Genomic DNA, 18815 nt, shown 5'->3' on the forward strand with positions numbered 1-18815 from the left:
ATAACTTACAATTTTAATTGTTATTGTGGGATGGGCGTCCCGCCCGTCCTTTTTGGACGGGCGGGACGCCCATCCCACTTTCAAGAGTGGAAGTTATTTAATTCTCATTCCTTACTTAAGTTAAATCAATCGGTATTTAATGCTGTGCAGCCAAATTTGATATAAGATCGAGCTAAATTTCTAGTGTGAGAGTAGAGGCGTTTGTGAGCCAACAAGATATTTTAAATTTAGCAAAAGAAGGCGATGCCAGGGCGATCGCATTTCTGATCGGCCAAGCACTCCAAAGCTTCGGCGTCACGGCTAAAGCCAGCCGGGAAAACGACACCCTGCACCTGCTGCTGGAAGCAGAACATTTGCCCGCAGAAGAAGCCTGTCTCCGAGTCGCAGTCAAAGGGTTGCAGCGGCTGCAACCAAATAACCTTTACTCAGTGACAGTTTACGGGCGGCGCGACGGCCAGCAATTGCCCGCTTGGACTCAGACGGTAGAATTAAAAAAACGCTTGACTGCCGCACCCGTGAGTCCGTTAGTTGCCGTGAATGCCGCAGTAGCTGCGAGTGCAGCAGTAGCCGCTAGTGTAGCAGCTTCTCCCATTCCTGTGACTTTGCCCAAGCTAGAAAAAACTCAAAATGTCACAACGGCGCCCACTCAAATACCAGAAAAATCTCCGCCCCAACCCTCTAAAATCCCAACTCCAAAACCCCCAAACCAAAGGCAGCAAAAGCCATCACCCCAGCCAGAATTAGCAGGCACTAAAACTAAAAAATCTGGGCTGTCAGTCGGTGCTCTGAGTCTAATTCTCGTACCGATATCCGGCTTTGTGCTGGCTTCTCAACTTTACAAATCCTCACCCACCGCTACTAATAACCCTCTAACGTCAAAGCCTGCGGTACAAGAAGTGAGCTCGACACCCGCAGCCAAACCCCTTCCAGCTCCAAAACCGCCCTCCCCTGCCGCCACAAAACCTGCCATTGTGCCCGCCACAGTCAGCATCAAAGCAGTTGGTGACATGATCCCCGGCACAAATTATCCCTACAACAAACTGCCGGCAAAAAAAGAGATGTTATTAGAGTCGGTAAAACCGTACCTCAAAGGAGCTGATATTCTGTTTGGCAATTTTGAAAGCACGATGACCGATCATCCTTACAGTTCCAAAGCAGGCGGCGGACGAATGCTGTTTGCCTTTCGGACGCCTCCGAGTTATGCCAAAATTTTCAAAGATGTTGGTTTTGATATTTTGAATATTGCCAACAATCACTCTTACGATTTTCACGAGAAAGGATTTAATGACACGATTAAAAACATCGACAGCAACGGCATGAAGGCTGTTGGCAAAAGAGATCAAATTGTTTATAAAAATGTCAAGGGCGTGAATTTTGCCTTTATCGGTTTCAGCAACTACGGCGACGTTCACAATTCCTTGCTGGAACTCAAAGCGGGAGCAGAAGTTGTCAAAAAAGCCAAGCAAAACGCTGATATTGTAGTGATATCAGTTCATGCTGGAGCGGAAGGAACGGGAGCTCTGAATGTGAGAAATAAAACTGAGTTCTTTTACGGAGAAAACCGGGGAAATATGGTTTTGTTTTCGCGGACGATGATTGATGCGGGAGCCGATTTGATTTTGGGACATGGCCCGCACGTCCCGCGAGCGATGGAACTTTATAAAGGGAAATTGATTGCTTATTCCCTGGGAAATTTTTTGGGTTATCGCACTTTGTCCACAGCAGGAACACTCGGTCAATCTCTAATTTTGGATGTGAAAATGACTCCGAAAGGGGATTTTGTTTCTGGTAAGATTATCCCCGTCCAACTTGACGGGCGAGGTGTTCCGGCTGTTGATAACAAATTTAGGACTGTGGGTTTGATTAACCGTTTGACAAAGAGCGATTTTCCCAATAGCGGTTTGATAATTGATGACAAGGGGCAAATTTTGAAAAAAAGTAAGTAGTCGTTAGTGATTAGTCATTAGTCAGTAGTAATATCATGTCCGGTCAATTAACCATGATTCCTGTAGGGGCGGGTTCGCCAAGATATTGAATAGAAACGGGAAAATCTGTAAACCCGCCCCGGCCTTTAATCGCTGGTTCCCATGCTCTGCCTGGGAACCGATATCTAGAGGCTCAGCCTCGAAAAGCGATGGGAAAATTGGAGGCTGAGCCTCCGGATCTGCGTTACCAGGAAGAGCCTGGGAACAAGTAAATTGGAGGCTGAGCCTCCGGATCTGCGTTACCAGGAAGAGCCTGGGAACAAGTAATAATCAATCACCCATTACAACTGATTAGTGATCGATCATCGTTTTCAAAGCTTCTTTCATTTCGTCTGCAGTCGTCGTTGCTGTACCGAATTGACGGACGACAATACTAGCAGCCAAATTGCCCAAAACTGCCGCTTCCCAACCGGATGCACCGACGCACAAAGCTAAAGTCATTGCTGCTACAACTGTATCTCCAGCACCGGTTACGTCGAATACATCAGTCTTGTTAAAAGGGGGAATGTCCCAACTTTGAATGGCAAATTCCCCCTTTTCACAAATGGATGTTGGAGGGGGTGAATTTTTGATTTCTTCGCCGTTCGCCCTTTCAAACAAACTCATCCCTTCTTCACCGCGAGTAATCAGGATTTTTTGAGCTTGAGTTAAGTTCAATAAATCGCGTCCTGCTTGCATTAAAGTTTGAGGGTTTTTGATAGCATATCCGACGGCTTGCTCGGCTTCTGGCAAGTTCGGAGTAAACAGCATTGCTCCAGAATATCGCTGCAAATTTATTTGAGCGTCTACAATTGTTTTGCCGGGAACCACTGCCGATTCGATCGCCAAATTCGTCCAAACTCCGTCGCCGTAGTCGGAACAAACCACGGCATCTACTGTCGGTATTTGCTGCCGGATGTAGTCTGCCAGTTGCAACTGCAAATCTAAATCCGGCAACTCGTCCGATTTGCGATCGACTCGAACAATTTGCTGAGTCACCGACTGCCGCGCGTGCCCGGAGATTCGAGTTTTGGTGACAGTTGGACGCTGCGAATCGATTAAAATCCCACCCGTATCAATTCCCGCCGCCTCAAAAATACCGCACAAAGCCTTTCCCTGGTCGTCTTTTCCCACCAAACCAGCAACTTTTACTTTGCCTCCCAGTTTGGCTAAATTATAGACAGCATTTGCGCCACCTCCGGGTACTTGCTGAGTATTTTCGTAGCGCAAAATCAACACAGGTGCTTCGCGGGAAATTCGCTCTACTTGTCCGGTAAGAAACTCGTCCAAGGTCAAATCTCCGATCGCTAATACCTGCGCTCGATCGAAGCAGTCTAATCTTTTCAATAATTGCTCTGTTGAGGCACGCAGTTGAGGCAAAAAATCGGAATAGTCGTTAGTCATTAACCAAAAAAATGAGACTGAGGAGTTGATAATTGAGTGTGGAACGAGCGGGAATTAAAAATCCTAATATAATTTAATAATTAATTTCCTCCCTTATTTTATTTTTAACTTTTAATTGATTTTCTCACTGGGATTTTGAGAAACCAGTTGCAGGCTATTTGCGATCGCACTCGCTCAAACAATTTGGCAAAAAAATGCGGATAAAATCGCAGCCTTTGAGACTCAACTGAAAGTTTCACGGTGTGGAAGTTTCATTCTACATAAGTGCCTTCAAAAAACAGCAGAATTATTTCAATTTCTGCTTGATGATCGTAATCACCTGAGTCATTTGTTTTTTGAGTGCATCAATTTCCGCTTGCATTTTCGCCATTTTCACAGTCATCGCCTGAATTTCGGCGGCGCCCGCTCCAGAAGTGGCTGCAGCGGGGGCTGCTGGGGCTTCCGGCACTGGTTTCTTTTTGGCCAGTACCATGGCCGATTTGATCGCCTCGGTTAGCTGCTTCTTTTCAAACGGTTTGGCGATGAATGCAAAAAAATGCTTCTCAAAGGGTTTCGGAATTTTTTCCATCACCTCTTCTTCGCGGCCCGACATGATCACCAAAGGTATCTTAGAAAGCTCAGGATGGGCTTGCACTTTTTGATACACTTCCCAACCGCTGACTTTGGGCAGTAGGAAATCTAACATAATTAGATTGGGCCGGGCTTGACGGATCAGTTTGAGTCCCTCTTCGCCGTCTTTTGCTTCTAGAACTTCAAAGTTACCCTGCGGCAACATCTCTCGGACTCGGACGCGGATGACTTTACTGTCATCGATTACCAAGATTTTTTGACCAGCCACGACTGACTCCTTCAGTAATGAATGAGTGATGATTTGCAACCTTCAGTATATCCCTAACAGAATTCTACCCATAATTCTGGGCGAGTTTAGTTTTGTTGCATTTCGGCGCGATTCGGATTTCGGGTGATACTCCTACAAGTTCAGGGGCTTTGATTTCGGATACGATCGAAGGAATTAACTCAATCACCACTTAATTTTATGTCGCCCCAAACTCCTAAAACTCCTACTGTCAAAGCAGTTGCCGCTCAAATGCGGGGTGAAATCGAGGCGATGCCGGAGTGGTTGCGTAGGCCCGTTGGCAAAGCTAGCGAAATTTCCCAAGTGCAAAAAATTATCAAACAGCGGCAAATTCACACGATTTGTGAGGAGGGGAGATGCCCCAACCGGGGCGAGTGCTACGCCCAAAAAACGGCGACTTTTTTGTTGATGGGGCCCATTTGCACCCGCGCTTGTGCTTTTTGTCAAGTAGATAAAGGTCATTCTCCGATGCCCCTAGACCCGGAGGAACCGCAAAAGGTGGCCGAGGCTGTGCAGTTGTTGGGTTTGCGCTATGCGGTGCTGACTTCGGTGGCGAGGGATGATTTGCCGGATGGGGGTGCGGGTTGGTTTGCCAGGACGATCGCCCAAATCCGCCTTCTGAACCCGCATACTGAAGTTGAGGTACTGACGCCGGATTTTTGGGGGGGAACAGGTAGGGGCGGTGCCCCCGTGCCCGCCCTCCCCGTGCCCGCCGAGGGGGAGAATTGCGGTCTCGATGAGTTGCAGCGACAGCGGATTCGCACGGTGGTGGAGGCTAAACCGGCTTGTTACAACCACAATATTGAGACGGTGCGGCGGTTGCAAGGGCCGGTGCGGAGGGGGGCCAAGTACGATCGCTCGATCGACGTTCTGCGTATTGTCAAGCAATATGACCCAACTATTCCCACCAAATCCGGTTTGATGTTGGGGCACGGGGAAACCGAAGCCGAGATAGTCGAAGCGATGATTGATTTGCGGGACGCCAAGTGCGATCGGCTCACCCTCGGTCAATACATGAGACCATCTCTAGAGCACCTCCCAGTGCGTAAATACTGGACGCCAGCCGAATTTGACCGTTTTGGGTCGATCGCGCGGGAGATGGGCTTTGAGCGCGTGCGATCGGGGCCTCTCGTCCGCAGTTCCTACCACGCCGGAGAAAACGATTGAAACTAATTTGAATTCAACTCGGTATAAACTTGTTACCAAGAAATTGGGTATAAAGCCCCGTCCTTCTAGGACGGCTTTAATTAATTATCAACTTTTGTTAAGTGTTTTCTTGAACTTTCTTGCATTGTGTTCATTGTAGAGTACAATAACTAGACTACAGGTTGAATAACCGCCGATACACATGAGACACCACGCTCAAACTACTGGTCGGAAAACAATAATGGTTAGTGGGTAGCGAAAACCACGAAAAACATAGCTGGGCTAACTAATGTAAGCCAAAATCAGAGACTAAACTTTTTATTTCTAAAATGTACTGTCTAAAATGTACTGTGGGGCACACAGAAACAAGAGAAGCAATTCTCGAAAGCTTGGGGAGACAAACCCTCGCGAGGCTATCTAAATTAAGCTCGATATTTGGTTCTTTTGAACGGATACCTGGTTTAAACACTGCCGCAAGGATAGATAGTTTTAAGGTATGTCGCAGAACCAAGAATCCCCTCGCCTTCAGGCAGGGGAGTGTCAAAAAAAATAACTCTAGAGGATTGTGCATAAGTGCGACGCTCTCTGGTATTTGTAAAGAGAGTGACATTATCAATTAGGAGCTTTACCTATGCCAGAGATAGCGAAGAACCAATTAAAATCCGACTCCGTGATGAAAACGGGCAAATTCCCTTACACATTTCGCGCAGGCTGGTTTCTGTTGTTGTTAGCCATCAATTTTGTGGTTGCAGCCTATTATTTCCATATCATTGAATAGTTCTGCAAGTTAACTTTTAGCAGACCCTGCTGTTCTCGACCTCAACGTCGGAGAATGGGAGAGAAGGAGAGGGGAGAGGCAGAGAGTTTTGAGTTTTGAGTTGGGGATAATATGACTTCATCCTTCTAACTAATGACTACTGACTTCTTCCCTCTTCCCTTGAACCTCTTCCTTCTGACTAATGACCAATGACCAATGACTAATGACCGAAAGCATCCAGAATACCCGCCACGTGATTCATCCGTGGAAAAATAAAAAATGTGTATCCGATGAAACTTGCCGAACGTATTTATCTCGCGCAAGTCAATGCTTCAATTCTAAAATCTAAAATCTAAAATCTAAAATCTAAAATCGATTGACTTCTCTAGCGATTTCTCGACGCTTCTAGCTTTGACAAGCGCTCTTGAATTTTAATAACATCTTGCTTAGTTTCAATTGCCAAAGTTGCTAAATTGTCAAACATCGGGTCTCCCGACAGCGGTCTAGGATTTGTGCGACCAGAACCGGAAGGGGCAGGAGACTGAGGCCTGTTAACTCTCGAACCTTGGTTCTGCAAGCTGTAGATTTGTCCCCTGAGTTCAGAAATTTGCCTTTCTAATTGAGTAATGCGAAATTCTAATTGGCTTGTGGATTGAGCGGGCGTGACAATTGGCGCAACAGCAATTGCTAAGGCGCAAGCCAGACATAAAAGACAGATTGTTACGGCGCGATGGCGGATATTTTTCGGCATAGCTTTAATAATTTAAATTATACCTGTTCTACGATAACAAATCGCCGAGATTTTTTGCCTCTATCAGAAGTAGGTCTTATGGCAACTAGGAAGGTAGCTATTTTAATATTCGATGATGTGGAGGTACTGGACTTTGCAGGCCCTTTTGAAGTGTTTTCGGTGACATCAGAATTAAGTAAGGGCGAGCGACCTTTTGCAGTCTCTACCGTAGCCGAACATCCCGGTGCTGTCAAAACCCGCAATGGTTTGAGTGTAAATCCCGACTGCACCATTTCCGATTGTCCGCCACCGGATATTTTAATTGTACCGGGAGGACAAGGTACTAGAAAGTTAATCGATAATTCAGCAGTTATTAACTGGATAAAAGATTGTGCCCGAACAGCAGAATTAGTGCTTTCTGTCTGTACGGGTTCGCTGCTTTTGGCAAAAGCTGGTTTGTTGGAAGGTTTGGCAGCAACTACCCACCATCAAGCATTGGATTTATTGAAAGAATTAGCGCCCAACACAACTATTATCGAAAATCAGCGATTTGTAGATAACGGCAAAATCATCACTTCTGGGGGAATTGCTGCGGGAATTGATATGTCTCTGCACGTTGTCGGCAAACTTTTGGGTACAGCACAAGCTCAACAAACAGCAGAGTACATGGAATATAAAATTGGGAATGGGTAATTGGGCATTGGGCATCGGGCATTGGGCATCGGGCATTGGGCATTGTTAATTGTATAATTTGCGCGTTGGGGCGGGTTTTACCAACCATAATTGCCTACAACAAACAATTCGGTAAACCCGCCCCGCCCCACCCATACACTGCCGGATGTGATATCAAGTATCTTCGCCCCAAACTTTTAGTTGTAAATAGACTAATAGCAAAGCTACAGCCATCAGGAAAGTTGCCGCTGCGGCTGCATAGCCAAAATCAAATTGCGAAAAAGCTTGCTCGTAAATATAATAAACTAGCAAATTAGTAGAGTTTAAAGGGCCGCCGCCGGTGATGACGTAAACTTGCTCGAAACTCCGCAGAGTAAAAATAGCAGTAGTGACAGTAGCAAATACTAAAGTCGGCCGCAAACCGGGTAAAGTGATGTACAAAAATTGCTGCCAAGCATTAGCTCCATCCAATTCTGCGGCTTCGTAACGATTTACCGGAATTGCTTGCAATCCTGCTAAAAATACTACCATATTAAAGCCTAATTGTTTCCAAACACTGAGCAGAATGATCACAGGCATTGCCCAAACTGTGCTGCTAAGCCAAGGAATTGGATTTAAGCCGATCGCCATTAACACACTATTCACCGGGCCTTCGGTTTGAAACAACCACCGCCAACCCAGGCCAACTGCAACTAAAGAGGTAATCGAAGGAATAAAATAAGCGGTGCGGAGAGCTCCTCGCCAAGCAAACGAGCGATTTAGCAAAACTGCTAAGCCCAATGGAATCACTAAACTGGGAATGACTGTTGCAGTAGTAAAATAGAGCGTATTTTGGAGGATTTGCCAGAAATCCGGGTTTGTGACTAGACGCCAGTAGTTGTTGAAGCCAATCCAACGCAATCCCGACTGGGTAAAGCTGCCGCTGGTAAAGCTGAGGTAAAATAAATAGGCGATCGGCCCAATCAAAAAAGTACCCAGAAACAGCAAAGCTGGGGCCAGAAAAGTCCAAGCTGCGATCGCATCATTATCCAACCAGTTAAAACGCCCAAATTTAATCTGAACCATTGGCTTATAAATTTTAGCTTTTAGTTTTAAATGGTATCACAATATAGGTCAATCTAAAAATGAACCTTCTCGATATATTAGCTCATTTACCCACTATAGAAACTGAAAGGCTCCTGCTCCGAAAAATCACTTTAAACGATGCGATCGATATGTTTGAGTATGCCTCAAATCCCGAAGTATCACAATACACAATGTGGTCAACTCACACCTCGCTCGAAGACACTAAATACTTTCTCAGGTCACTTACAAAAATGTACAAAAGACGAGAGCTTGTAGATTGGGGAATAGTCCACAAAGTCGAGAAAAAGTTTATCGGAACTTGCGGATTTGTCGAATGGAGCATGACGCACAGCCGCGCGGAAATTGGCTACGCACTTTCTAGGAGCTATTGGGGCGAAGGATACATGAGCGAGGCTGTTAATGCAGTGATTGAATTCGGCTTTCGGGAGATGTTGCTGAATCGAATTATGGCTCGATGTGAAGTTAACAATATTGCTTCCGCGCGGGTGATGGAAAAAGTGGGGATGCAATTGGAAGGGGTATTGCGACAGCACCTATTTGTGAAAGACAGATATTGGGATCTAAAACTTTATTCGATTCTCAGGGAAGAGTTTTTTGAGAATATTGTAGAATAGGGTTGAATCAGTAAGTCAATCAATTTTAGATTTTAGATTTTAGATTTTAGATTTTAGAATTGAAGCATTGACCTCACGGATAAATTCGGGGGCTGGTTTATCGGATACAGGTTTTTTATTTCTCCGTCCTGAGTCTGCTTTCGGAATGAATCCGGAGGCTTGTATCCTGGATGCTTTCGGTCAGGGAAAAAAAATAATATACTTAGGACTTACGCAATATCTCCATGTAGAGTGCGCCGAAACAAACCTTACCCTTTACCTCTATAGTAGAATACGAGTGAATAGTTTTTATCTTTATGACCAAGAATTTCTTCATGTGGTACCCGCCACGTGATTTATCCGTGGAATCAATCCAAAATCTAAAATCTAAAATCCTCACGCCCCGAATTTATCTCGCGCAAGTCAATCCAAAATCTAAAATCTAAAATCTAAAATCGAATGACCGCTAATCCAGTATCTGTTAATTCCAATGCCTGCCTGATTTCTCCTGAGATTGGCAAAAGTTCTATCGATCCGGCTCATCCTCCATTAAAATTAGGAGTTTTAGCATCAGGAAGCGGCAGCAACTTTGAGGTAATTGCCCAAGCCATCCAAAACCAACAACTCAACGCTCAAATCCCAGTATTAATTTACAACAACCCCGAAGCCAAAGCCGCAGCCAGAGCAGAAAAATACGGCATTCCCTCGATTCTTCTCAATCACCGCGACTGCAAAAGTCGCGAAGAATTAGATACAAAAATTGTCAAAACTTTTCAAGAATATGATGTAGAATGGGTAGTGATGGCTGGTTGGATGCGAATTGTTACCGAAGTTTTATTTGATGCTTTTCCCGATCGCGTTATTAACATTCACCCCAGCTTACTGCCGAGTTTCCCAGGAATTCGCGCCGTCGAGCAAGCACTGGCCGCTAAGGTTAAAATCACCGGATGTACGGTGCATATCGCCCGTTTGGAAGTAGACAGCGGGCCGATTTTAATGCAGGCTGCGGTGCCCGTATTGCCTGATGATACCGCAGAAACGCTGCACGCGAGAATTCAGGTGCAAGAGCACAAGATTATGCTCGGTGCGATCGCACTTATTGCCGAATCTAATCAAAAATATTGTGACTAAAAACCTTACCAGTGCCGCATCTATCCCCAAATTGCCCGTGGGCGAATCACCCGAAACAGGCCCGCCGCTGACTCCGCCCAAAAACGGAGAGTTGCGAATGACTTACAGCATATTCCATTTATATGTGGTACACATAATCTGATGGCCCGCTGTTTGGTGCGTCGCCACCCGTCAATCTGTAAGTTACAGCACTTTCCAGGTAAGTGAAGTACAGAGAAACCGGGTTTCTTGAATAAAACCGGTTTCTGGCGAGAAATCCAGAAGAAACCCGGTTTCTGGGGTGTACTTTATAAACCTGGAATCCGCTGTATATCCAATATCTCGTAGCGACGCACCCTACAGATTAACAGCACACAATTAAGGTTTCTACTGTACTTCATAAACCACCGAATATGCTGTAAGTGCTGCAAAGATCAAAATTTTAGAGTCTTGTTCTAGGTTCCCGATTCAATGCGAGAGTCAATCTAAAATCTAAAATCTAAAATCTAAAATCGAATGATAGACTCGAATCGCCTGAAATTAATTCTCAAAGAAAGGCTCAAAAAAAGCATCGGCCTCAAGGGAGAATTCTATCTGCCTTGCTTGCCATCGATGCTAGACGACTATCTTAAATTACTGTCAGACTTCTTAAACATCCTCGGACAAAACATCGACGCTGCCCAAGCTGAAAACTTGCGAACATTAATCGCCAACGCCTTAGCAGAAGGATTCAAAAATTCCCCCCACGCTAATCTCATAGTCTCCTATTTTCCCGCCAATTCCCAAAGCGGTTTAGCCGGCGGCATTACTCTGAATACCAAGATTCAAATCGAATCAATGGCCCAGAAATATCATAGCTGGCCGGATATTCGCCCCGAACCTTTATTCGGCAGCCATCCCGATGCCAAAGTCATCGCCATTGCCGCCGAATTAGGCGAACCGGGAAAAGCACCTATTTTAGATGTTGGTGCGGGCCCAGGGCGCAATAGTTTGCCCTTAGCAAGGTTAGGTCATTCCGTGGATGCGATCGAACTAACACCGATATTTGCCGAGAAACTATCAGCAGCAGCCACCGCCGAAAACTTGCCGATAAATGTCACCCAAGGCGACGTTTTAGACCCATTATTGAGGATGAAAACTTATCGTTACAAATTAGCCATTGCTACCGAAGTTCTCTCTCACTTCCGCTACCCCGAACAAATTCGTCTTTTCCTGGGCAAAATGTCCGATGCTGTTTTAAGTGGCGGGTTTATCTTATTCAGTGCTTTCTTAGCTGTAGATGGGTACGAACCCGATGAGATAGCAAAACAAATGTCTGAATTGTGTTGGTCTTATCTGATTACCAGAGAAGAATTGCAAGCAGCAATCGAGGGTTTGCCGTTAGAAATTATTTCCGATGAATCTGTGATTGAATACGAACAAAAACATTTGCCTGACTCTGCGTGGCCGCCGACACCTTGGTTTGTCAGTTGGGCTAGCGGGCGCGATTTATTTCCTGTGCAAGAAACACCGCCGTTAGAGTTGCGGTGGATACTTGTTAAACGCTTGTAGAGAGTTAGTATGGTGCGTCAATCGATTTTAGATTTTAGATTTTAGATTTTAGATTTTAGATTTTAGATTTTAGAATCGAAGCATTGACCCCACGGATAAATTCGGGGGTTCCTTTATCGGATACAGGTTTTTTATTTCTGGACGGATGAATCCAGGGGCTTGTATCCTGGATGCTTTCGGTCACAATATAGTTTATCGATGATTGATAAAATAACGTGGTCTAACTCAGATATTGCACCATTCTTAAGAACAGGCAAGATGCCTGTTCCACACAGATGGAGTTTTCTTCTTGTGGGGAGTAGGGGTTGGGCATCCTGCCCGCCTGCAAAAGGCTAGTTGAGAATGGTGGAACATCTCAGATATAACCCACCATACAACAAATTTTAGCGGTTAAAAACCTAAGCCTCCACCTCGGATGCCCGCAATTGTCCGCAGGCTGCATCTGCTTCTAAGCCGCGAGAATACCGCACGCTAACTGCAATTTTCTTTTCCTTCAAAGTCGCAACGAAACTGTTAATTCGATTGGGAGTAGGTCGCTTATATTCAGCTTCCTGAATCGGATTGTAAGGAATCAAATTGACGTGACACTGAAAACCGCGCAAGTGAGTTGCTAACTCGGCTGCGTGTTCCGGTAAGTCATTCACACCTGCTAAAAGAACGTATTCAAAACTCAATCTGCGTCCAGTCGATCGCACATATTCCCGACATTCGGCGATTAACTCACCCAAAGGATAAGGGCGGGCGCTAGGAATTAACTCTTCGCGCAATCTTTGATTGGAAGCGTGGAGGCTGACGGCGAGGGTAACTTGCAGTTGATGTTCGGCTAGTTGGCTGATGCGATTGCGAATTCCTACTGTAGAAATGGTGATGTTTCGCTGTCCAATTCCTACATCTTGATTCAAACACTTGACAGCAGCTACAACATTATCGAAATTCAGCAGGGGTTCGCCCATTCCCATAAATACGATGTGGCTGACTCGGCGGCCAAAATCTTGCTGTACAGTCAAGACTTGATCGACGATTTCGTTTACTTCTAAATTGCGCTTGAAACCGCCTTTTCCGGTAGCGCAAAAGTCGCATCCCATCGCGCAGCCAACTTGGGCTGAGACGCACACAGTCAGCCGTTTATCGGTGGGAATGCCTACGGTTTCAATGATTTGACCGTCTGCCAATTTTAAGAGATACTTTACCGTGGCGTCTGGTGCGACCGATCGATAGTGAATGGTCGATCGCCCGATCGGGATTTTAGCAACAGTCTCGCGCCACTGCTTCGAGAATACAGAAATGTCAGAGATCGATCGCGCACCTCTCTCATAAATCCACTGGTACAACTGCTTTCCCCGATAAGCAGGCTGCCCGTTTTGCTGCACCCACTCCGTTAACTCAGCCAAACTCGCCCCCAACAGAGGTGGAATTTTACCCGACTCAACAGCCAAAGCAGCAGTCTTGCGAGACTGATTCGCACCCTTGGAATTACCAGAAGAGTACACCTGAGAAACGGAAGTAGGAGACATAGGTCATTAGAAAATTTAAAGCCATCCTCCATATTAAAACTTCTCGACCAAAACTGCCGTTAATCCTCAAAAAGGCACTTATGTAAAAGGCAGAAGGCGGAATCTCGATCCCCCTAAATCCCCCTTAAGAAGGGGGACTTTAAGAATAATCCGGTTCCCCCCCTTAAAAAAAGGGGGTTAGGGGGCTCTTATTGTGGATTCACAAAAAAACTCTAGACAGCAATCTTCCAAATCAAGAATTCAGTTAATATTTGGTAAAATTCTCCAAATATTGCGTGTAAATGACCGCCGCCACCTAAAATAAACTCTGGAGTTTGTTAAAGGGTATGCAAATTTGACAGCTTTCCATCACAATTAATGCAAATTTTATGGTGTTAAATATTCTTGCGCTGCCTTTAGCGTTTCAATTTACATCGCCGGGCCCAATTATCTTTCAACTTGGCCCCGCAGCCATTCGCTGGTACGGGCTGTTGATAGCTTCTGCCGTCTTGATTGGGGTCAGTCTCTCCCAATACTTGGCCGAAAAGCGCCGCGTCAACCCGGAATTGCTGGGTGATTTGGCAATTTGGCTGGTTTTGGGCGCTATTCCCTGCGCTCGAATTTATTACGTGGCTTTCGAGTGGCCGCAATACGCCCAGAGGCCTGAAGATATTATTGCGATTTGGAAAGGCGGAATTGCCATTCACGGGGCGATTTTGGGGGGCACGATCGCAGCTTTAATTTTTGCAAAAATCCAGCGAGTTTCTTTTTGGCAATTGGCAGATTTAATCGCGCCTTCGGCAATTCTCGGTCAGGCGATCGGACGCTGGGGAAATTTCTTTAACTCCGAAGCTTTTGGCAGTCCTACGGATTTGCCTTGGAAACTCTATATTCCGCCAAACAGCCGCCCGCCAGCCTACGCTAATTTTGAATATTTCCACCCCACATTTCTATACGAATCCTTATGGAATTTGGCAGTATTTGGGTTACTTCTGAGTTTGTTTTTCCGCGATTTGCAGGGCAAAATTCGTTTGAAAATTGGTGCTTTGTTTTTGGTTTATATCGCAGCTTACAGTTCCGGTAGAGTCTGGATTGAAGGGTTGCGGACTGATAGTTTGATGTTCGGGCCGCTGCGGACGGCACAGATGGTAAGCTTGACTGGGATTGTTTTAGGGTTGGGCGGGTTAGCTTGGCTTTATTTGCTCGATCGACCTTTACCCGATGTTGTCTCCCCCAATAGCGATCGGGCAAAGATCACTCCGAAATTGCCAGAGGATCAATAAAAAACCCCAGAGAGGTTAGTCTCTAGGGTTCAAAACCAGGGTGCATCTACCATCTATTACTTCCAACCAAAATAGGTACATCCGGAAGCGTCCGTAAATTTAGCAAATTTTTTAGCAGCCATGAGTTTGACAGAGATTGAAGCCCTAATTCCAGGGGTATACATTGTAGGTGCAGGCCCGGGAGACCCGGATTTGTTGACTGTTAAGGCTCAAAAATTACTGGCTGCAGCCGATGTCATATTATTTGCTGATTCGCTAGTCCCAGAGCAAATTTTGCAGGGGGTGCGCGCAGATGCTGAAGCGATCCAAACTGCGGATAAGACCCTCGAAGAGATTGTACCTTTGATGGTGGAGCGAGTGCGCGACGGAAAAAGCGTCGTCCGCCTCCATTCCGGCGATCCCTGTCTCTACGGGGCTGTGGGCGAACAAATGCAAGCTTTGGCCTCCGAGGGAATTGCTTTTGAGGTAATCCCAGGAATTAGCGCTTTCCAACTTGCGGCGGCTAAACTTAAAATTGAGTTGACAGTTCCGGGAGTTGTGCAGACAATTATTTTGACGCGAATTAGCGGCAGAACCGAAGTACCAGATCGCGAAGAATTGGCGAGTTTAGCGGCTCATCAAGCGAGTTTGTGCCTGTATTTGAGCGCCCGCCATGTCGAACAAGCTCAAGCTAAATTGATGGAACATTACCCATCTGATTTGCCTGTAGCGATTTGTTATCGGTTGGGCTGGCCCGATGAAAAAATTGTGCTAGTTCCCCTTGACAAAATGGCCGTTGCTACGCGCGAAAATAATTTGATCAGAACGACAATGTATGTGATTAGTCCGGCGTTGGGAAAATCGGCAGAAGGGCGATCGCGCTTGTACCATCCAGAGCACGATCGGCTGTTCCGACCATCGAAGGAATAAGCAAGAAGGCACGACACGGATTTTGACACGGATACACGGATAGCTGTTTTTTTCCTTCTGACTTCTGACTTCAATATCCCAATAACCAATAACCAATAACCAATAACCAATGAAAGACTTAACTCGCAGACAATTTATCGCTGTCACCGCATTAAGCGCCGGATTTGCCTTAGCAGTTCATCCTATTGCGGCTGCCGTTATCAATACCGATGCTGCTGGTTTAATAGCAGGTGAGGTGAAAATTCCGGTAAAAGAAGGCTCAATTCCAGCCTACAGAGCAATGCCTGCTACTGGTAACAATTTCCCCGTGGTTCTAGTAATTCAAGAAATCTTCGGAGTTCACGCCCACATTCAAGATATTTGCCGCCGTTTTGCCAAATTAGGTTATTTAGCGATCGCCCCAGAAATGTTTGCCCGTCAAGGTGATGTTTCTAAAATGACCGACATTCAAGAAATTAGGAGTAAAGTTGTCTCGAAAGTTCCTGACGAGCAAGTTATGTCCGATTTAGATGCAACCGTAGAGTGGGCACAAAAATCAGGAAAAGGCAATATTAATAAGTTGGGAATTACAGGATTTTGCTGGGGTGGCAGAATTGTTTGGCTGTACTCTTCCCATAACCCGAAAGTCAAAGCTGGAGTGGCTTGGTACGGGCGTTTGGTTGGCGATTCTACGGCTTTAACTCCCAAACAGCCGATCGACATTGCAGCAACTTTGAAAGTGCCTGTATTGGGGCTTTACGGTGGCAAAGACGAGGGAATTCCCAACGATACAGTAGAGAAAATGCAGGAAGTTCTCAAAACTGGTAGCAGCGGTTCCGAAATTGTGCTTTATCCAGATGCGCCCCACGCTTTTAACGCTGACTATCGCCCCAGTTACCGGGAAAAAGAAGCTAAGGATGCTTGGAAACGGATGCAAGATTGGTTTAAAAAGTATGGAGTTTCTTGATAGTTTTGAGTTGTTAATTTTCACTTAAAACTGGTGTCAAGTTTGGGATCGAAAAAGGCAATATTAGCGAATAGCCCTTAAGACAGGTGGGTTTGTGGGCCCGACATTGGTAAACTGAGCGGTGTAGAATTATCGATCGAACAGGTAAGCCCGTGCTAGACGAACAAGCTAAAAAGACCATCTTGCGGAAAATCCCTCACGGATTGTACATCTGCGGTGTCAAAGACGGGGAGGAAGTCAACGGTTTCACCGCTAGCTGGGTGATGCAATCTTCTTTTACCCCTCCCTTAGTTGTCAACTGCGTCAAGCAAGACTCCAAATCCCACGCCATGATCAAAGCCAGCGGTGTCTTTGCTTTGAGTTTCCTAGAAGCAGGGCAAAAAGAGTTAGCCCAGAAATTCTTCAAGCAGCAGCGCCGCGTTGGCAATAAATTTGAGGATGTAGAATTTTATCCCGGCGCGGAAACTGGTTGTCCGATTATCTCGGATTCTCTGGGTTACATCGAGTGCAAAGTTGTCGGCGCTGTGGAACACGGGGATCACACGGTTTATGTGGGAGAAGTTTTGGCAGCCGGCGTCCACCGAGAGGGGAATCCGTTGCTGCTAGAAAGCACCGGTTGGAATTACGGCGGCTAAAGACTTGGCAGTTGCTAGTTTCGCACTCCATCTCAGAAACCGGGTTTCTACGAGTTTTGGCGATGAATAACGAGAAATCTTCGTAGAAACCCGGTTTCTCGCCCCTGCGCTCAATCTCAGAAACCGGGTTTGTATAAGTTTTTGCGCTAAGTTTGTAGGGTGCGTCGCTTGCTATATCTTGGATAGAAATTGCAGATGTTTGATGGCGACGCACCTTACACTTGATATCGGCCGCGATCGTGTTTACCACATATACATGGAATATGCTGTATACCCAGAAACCCGGTTTCTAGTCTCTGCGTGTAGTTAAGGATCGCGAATTAAATAACTTACAATTTTAATTGTTATTGTGGGATGGGCGTCCCGCCCGTCCTTTTTGGACGGGCGGGACGCCCATCCCAATTTCAAGAGTGGAAGTTATTTAATTCTCATTCCTAAGCGGCGTATAATTAATAAAAAATCGGCGACAATTTTGTCGGCATTTTCTTCTGTCAAAATTGGTACGTGTACGAAAATACATTTAGCGGGTATTTGAGAATCGCAAATATGTTTTAAAACCGCATAATATAGGGCTTCACATACAAATTTTCCGGCTTCGTGGCTGATTTCTGTTGCAGCTAAATCAGCGACTAGCGGTTCGAGATTAACTGCTGTTTTCAGAATGTCGCGATCGCAGCAAGCGCAAGATTCTACGGTTAATTTTTGCCGACTTTCGGCCATGCCGCAGCAGATAATAGTGTCGGGTTGGAGTTGGTTGATTTGGGCGATCGCCAAATTCGGTGCTAGCTGGAAATCTACTGGCAGTTTCCTCAAAAAAGTCAGGGAATCAGGCAAAGATTTGATTTGGGAAATCTTGGCTAATAAGTCGTCCGAAGAGTTGGATTTCTGATGGGGAAGCCAAGTATCAAATGAGGTTAGCAGGATTTTCGTAGTCATATTTGTGCAATAATACTGATATTGATCATATAAGGCAAGTAAGTCAATGTCTGTCATTGCAGTAGTGGACTATGACATGGGCAATCTGCACTCGGTCTGTAAAGGCTTGGAAAATGTGGGTGCAGTGCCAAAAATTACAGATTCTCCTGCTATAATCGAGCAGGCTGATGCGGTGGTTTTGCCGGGAGTTGGTTCGTTTGACCCGGCAATGCAGAATTTACGATCGCGCAATTTGATAGAACCGATAAAAAGGGCGATCGCCTCGGGAAAACCTTTTTTAGGCATTTGTTTGGGTTTGCAAATTCTGTTTGAAAGTTCCGAAGAAGGTGTAGAACCGGGATTGGGCGTAATTGCCGGAAAAGTGCGCCGATTTCGGTCGGAACCGGGTTTGACAATTCCCCACATGGGATGGAATCAATTGCAATTAACTCAAGCGGATTTGCCGCTGTGGCAAAATTTACCGTCCGATCCTTGGGTGTATTTCGTGCATTCTTTTTATGTCGATCCAGTTGAGTCGGAAGTGCGATCGGCAATTGTGACTCACGGCAGTCAAAACGTGACGGCGGCTATCGCTAAAGACAATTTGATGGCCGTGCAATTTCACCCGGAAAAGTCTTCGAGTACGGGATTGCAAATGCTGTCAAATTTTGTCAGTCTGGTGAGGGAAAAAGTAGCGGCTTAGGGGATTTGTGCAAAACCCGGTTTGTTGTATAAACCGGGTGTTTATAGTTTTAAATGATATTA

19 protein-coding genes are annotated in these 18815 nt (G+C 45.7%); 13 read left to right on the forward strand and 6 right to left on the reverse strand.

Going from position 1 to position 18815, the window contains the following annotated elements; translation table 11 throughout:
• The first annotated feature begins 203 nt into the window (after positions 1–203).
• Positions 204–1946, forward strand: coding sequence for a CapA family protein (locus QUB39_RS22345; protein WP_333058400.1), 1743 nt, complete (start codon positions 204–206; stop codon positions 1944–1946).
• Positions 1947–2276: 330 nt separating this feature from the next.
• Here QUB39_RS22345 and QUB39_RS22350 read toward each other — a convergent pair whose 3' ends face one another.
• Both QUB39_RS22350 and QUB39_RS22355 read right to left on the reverse strand, forming a co-directional pair.
• A complete protein-coding gene (locus QUB39_RS22350) occupies positions 2277–3368 on the reverse strand; it encodes a PfkB family carbohydrate kinase (RefSeq protein WP_333058398.1) in 1092 nt (363 codons plus the stop codon).
• A gap of 286 nt (positions 3369–3654) precedes the next feature.
• The gene (locus QUB39_RS22355; protein WP_333058397.1) at positions 3655–4206 is read right to left on the reverse strand and encodes a response regulator; all 552 of its coding nucleotides are present in this window, start codon (positions 4204–4206) and stop codon (positions 3655–3657) included.
• A 198-nt stretch (positions 4207–4404) separates the two neighbouring features.
• Between QUB39_RS22355 and QUB39_RS22360 the strand changes: the two genes are divergently transcribed.
• Together QUB39_RS22360 and QUB39_RS22365 are read left to right on the forward strand one after the other, a co-directional pair.
• Entirely contained in the window at positions 4405–5391 is a 987-nt protein-coding gene (locus tag QUB39_RS22360) for a lipoyl synthase (protein ID WP_333058396.1), read from the forward strand.
• Positions 5392–6001: 610 nt separating this feature from the next.
• The gene (locus QUB39_RS22365; protein WP_333212667.1) at positions 6002–6148 is read left to right on the forward strand and encodes a photosystem I protein PsaX; all 147 of its coding nucleotides are present in this window, start codon (positions 6002–6004) and stop codon (positions 6146–6148) included.
• A gap of 364 nt (positions 6149–6512) precedes the next feature.
• Here QUB39_RS22365 and QUB39_RS22370 read toward each other — a convergent pair whose 3' ends face one another.
• Complete coding sequence (locus tag QUB39_RS22370; RefSeq protein ID WP_333056824.1) at positions 6513–6878, reverse strand: hypothetical protein; 366 nt, start codon at positions 6876–6878, stop codon at positions 6513–6515.
• 78 nt (positions 6879–6956) lie between these two features.
• Here QUB39_RS22370 and QUB39_RS22375 point away from each other — a divergent pair, with 78 nt between their 5' ends.
• Positions 6957–7550: a DJ-1/PfpI family protein gene (locus QUB39_RS22375; RefSeq protein WP_333056825.1), complete on the forward strand. Its 594-nt coding sequence runs from the start codon at positions 6957–6959 to the stop codon at positions 7548–7550.
• A gap of 153 nt (positions 7551–7703) precedes the next feature.
• On the opposite strand, the gene QUB39_RS22380 is transcribed toward QUB39_RS22375, so the two are convergent.
• On the reverse strand, positions 7704–8594 hold the full coding sequence (locus QUB39_RS22380; RefSeq protein WP_333212665.1) for a sugar ABC transporter permease: 891 nt from the start codon (positions 8592–8594) through the stop codon (positions 7704–7706).
• Between the two features lie 59 nt (positions 8595–8653).
• On the opposite strand from QUB39_RS22380, the gene QUB39_RS22385 reads away from it, so the two are divergent.
• The 4 genes from QUB39_RS22385 to QUB39_RS22400 all read left to right on the forward strand — a co-directional run bounded on the left by QUB39_RS22385 (position 8654) and on the right by QUB39_RS22400 (position 11869).
• A complete protein-coding gene (locus tag QUB39_RS22385; RefSeq protein WP_333056828.1) occupies positions 8654–9229 on the forward strand; it encodes a GNAT family protein in 576 nt (191 codons plus the stop codon).
• Between the two features lie 438 nt (positions 9230–9667).
• Complete coding sequence (purN, locus tag QUB39_RS22390) at positions 9668–10339, forward strand: phosphoribosylglycinamide formyltransferase (protein ID WP_333056829.1); 672 nt, start codon at positions 9668–9670, stop codon at positions 10337–10339.
• A complete protein-coding gene (locus tag QUB39_RS22395) occupies positions 10332–10481 on the forward strand; it encodes a hypothetical protein (RefSeq protein ID WP_333056830.1) in 150 nt (49 codons plus the stop codon). The genes purN and QUB39_RS22395 overlap by 8 nt, the downstream gene beginning before the upstream one ends.
• A gap of 353 nt (positions 10482–10834) precedes the next feature.
• Entirely contained in the window at positions 10835–11869 is a 1035-nt protein-coding gene (locus tag QUB39_RS22400; RefSeq protein WP_333212662.1) for a class I SAM-dependent methyltransferase, read from the forward strand.
• Between the two features lie 398 nt (positions 11870–12267).
• On the opposite strand, the gene rlmN is transcribed toward QUB39_RS22400, so the two are convergent.
• A complete protein-coding gene (gene rlmN / locus QUB39_RS22405) occupies positions 12268–13383 on the reverse strand; it encodes a 23S rRNA (adenine(2503)-C(2))-methyltransferase RlmN (protein ID WP_333056833.1) in 1116 nt (371 codons plus the stop codon).
• A 368-nt stretch (positions 13384–13751) separates the two neighbouring features.
• Between rlmN and lgt the strand changes: the two genes are divergently transcribed.
• From lgt to QUB39_RS22425, 4 genes are all read left to right on the forward strand, one after another.
• Complete coding sequence (gene lgt, locus QUB39_RS22410; protein WP_333212660.1) at positions 13752–14645, forward strand: prolipoprotein diacylglyceryl transferase; 894 nt, start codon at positions 13752–13754, stop codon at positions 14643–14645.
• A gap of 120 nt (positions 14646–14765) precedes the next feature.
• Positions 14766–15554: a precorrin-4 C(11)-methyltransferase gene (gene cobM, locus QUB39_RS22415; protein WP_333212657.1), complete on the forward strand. Its 789-nt coding sequence runs from the start codon at positions 14766–14768 to the stop codon at positions 15552–15554.
• A 109-nt stretch (positions 15555–15663) separates the two neighbouring features.
• Positions 15664–16500, forward strand: a complete 837-nt coding sequence (locus QUB39_RS22420; protein ID WP_333056839.1) for a dienelactone hydrolase family protein — start codon at positions 15664–15666, stop codon at positions 16498–16500.
• Between the two features lie 152 nt (positions 16501–16652).
• Positions 16653–17135 (forward strand): flavin reductase family protein, encoded by a 483-nt coding sequence (locus tag QUB39_RS22425; RefSeq protein WP_333056840.1) that lies wholly within the window; start codon positions 16653–16655, stop codon positions 17133–17135.
• Between the two features lie 417 nt (positions 17136–17552).
• Here the strand turns inward: QUB39_RS22425 and QUB39_RS22430 are convergent, their stop codons facing one another.
• Positions 17553–18071: a pyroglutamyl-peptidase I family protein gene (locus QUB39_RS22430; RefSeq protein ID WP_333211881.1), complete on the reverse strand. Its 519-nt coding sequence runs from the start codon at positions 18069–18071 to the stop codon at positions 17553–17555.
• Positions 18072–18117: 46 nt separating this feature from the next.
• Here QUB39_RS22430 and hisH point away from each other — a divergent pair, with 46 nt between their 5' ends.
• Complete coding sequence (gene hisH, locus QUB39_RS22435) at positions 18118–18753, forward strand: imidazole glycerol phosphate synthase subunit HisH (RefSeq protein WP_333056843.1); 636 nt, start codon at positions 18118–18120, stop codon at positions 18751–18753.
• The last annotated feature ends 62 nt before the right edge of the window (positions 18754–18815 follow it).

Source organism: Microcoleus sp. AT8-B5 (assembly GCF_036705565.1).
Taxonomy (GTDB): domain Bacteria; phylum Cyanobacteriota; class Cyanobacteriia; order Cyanobacteriales; family Microcoleaceae; genus Microcoleus.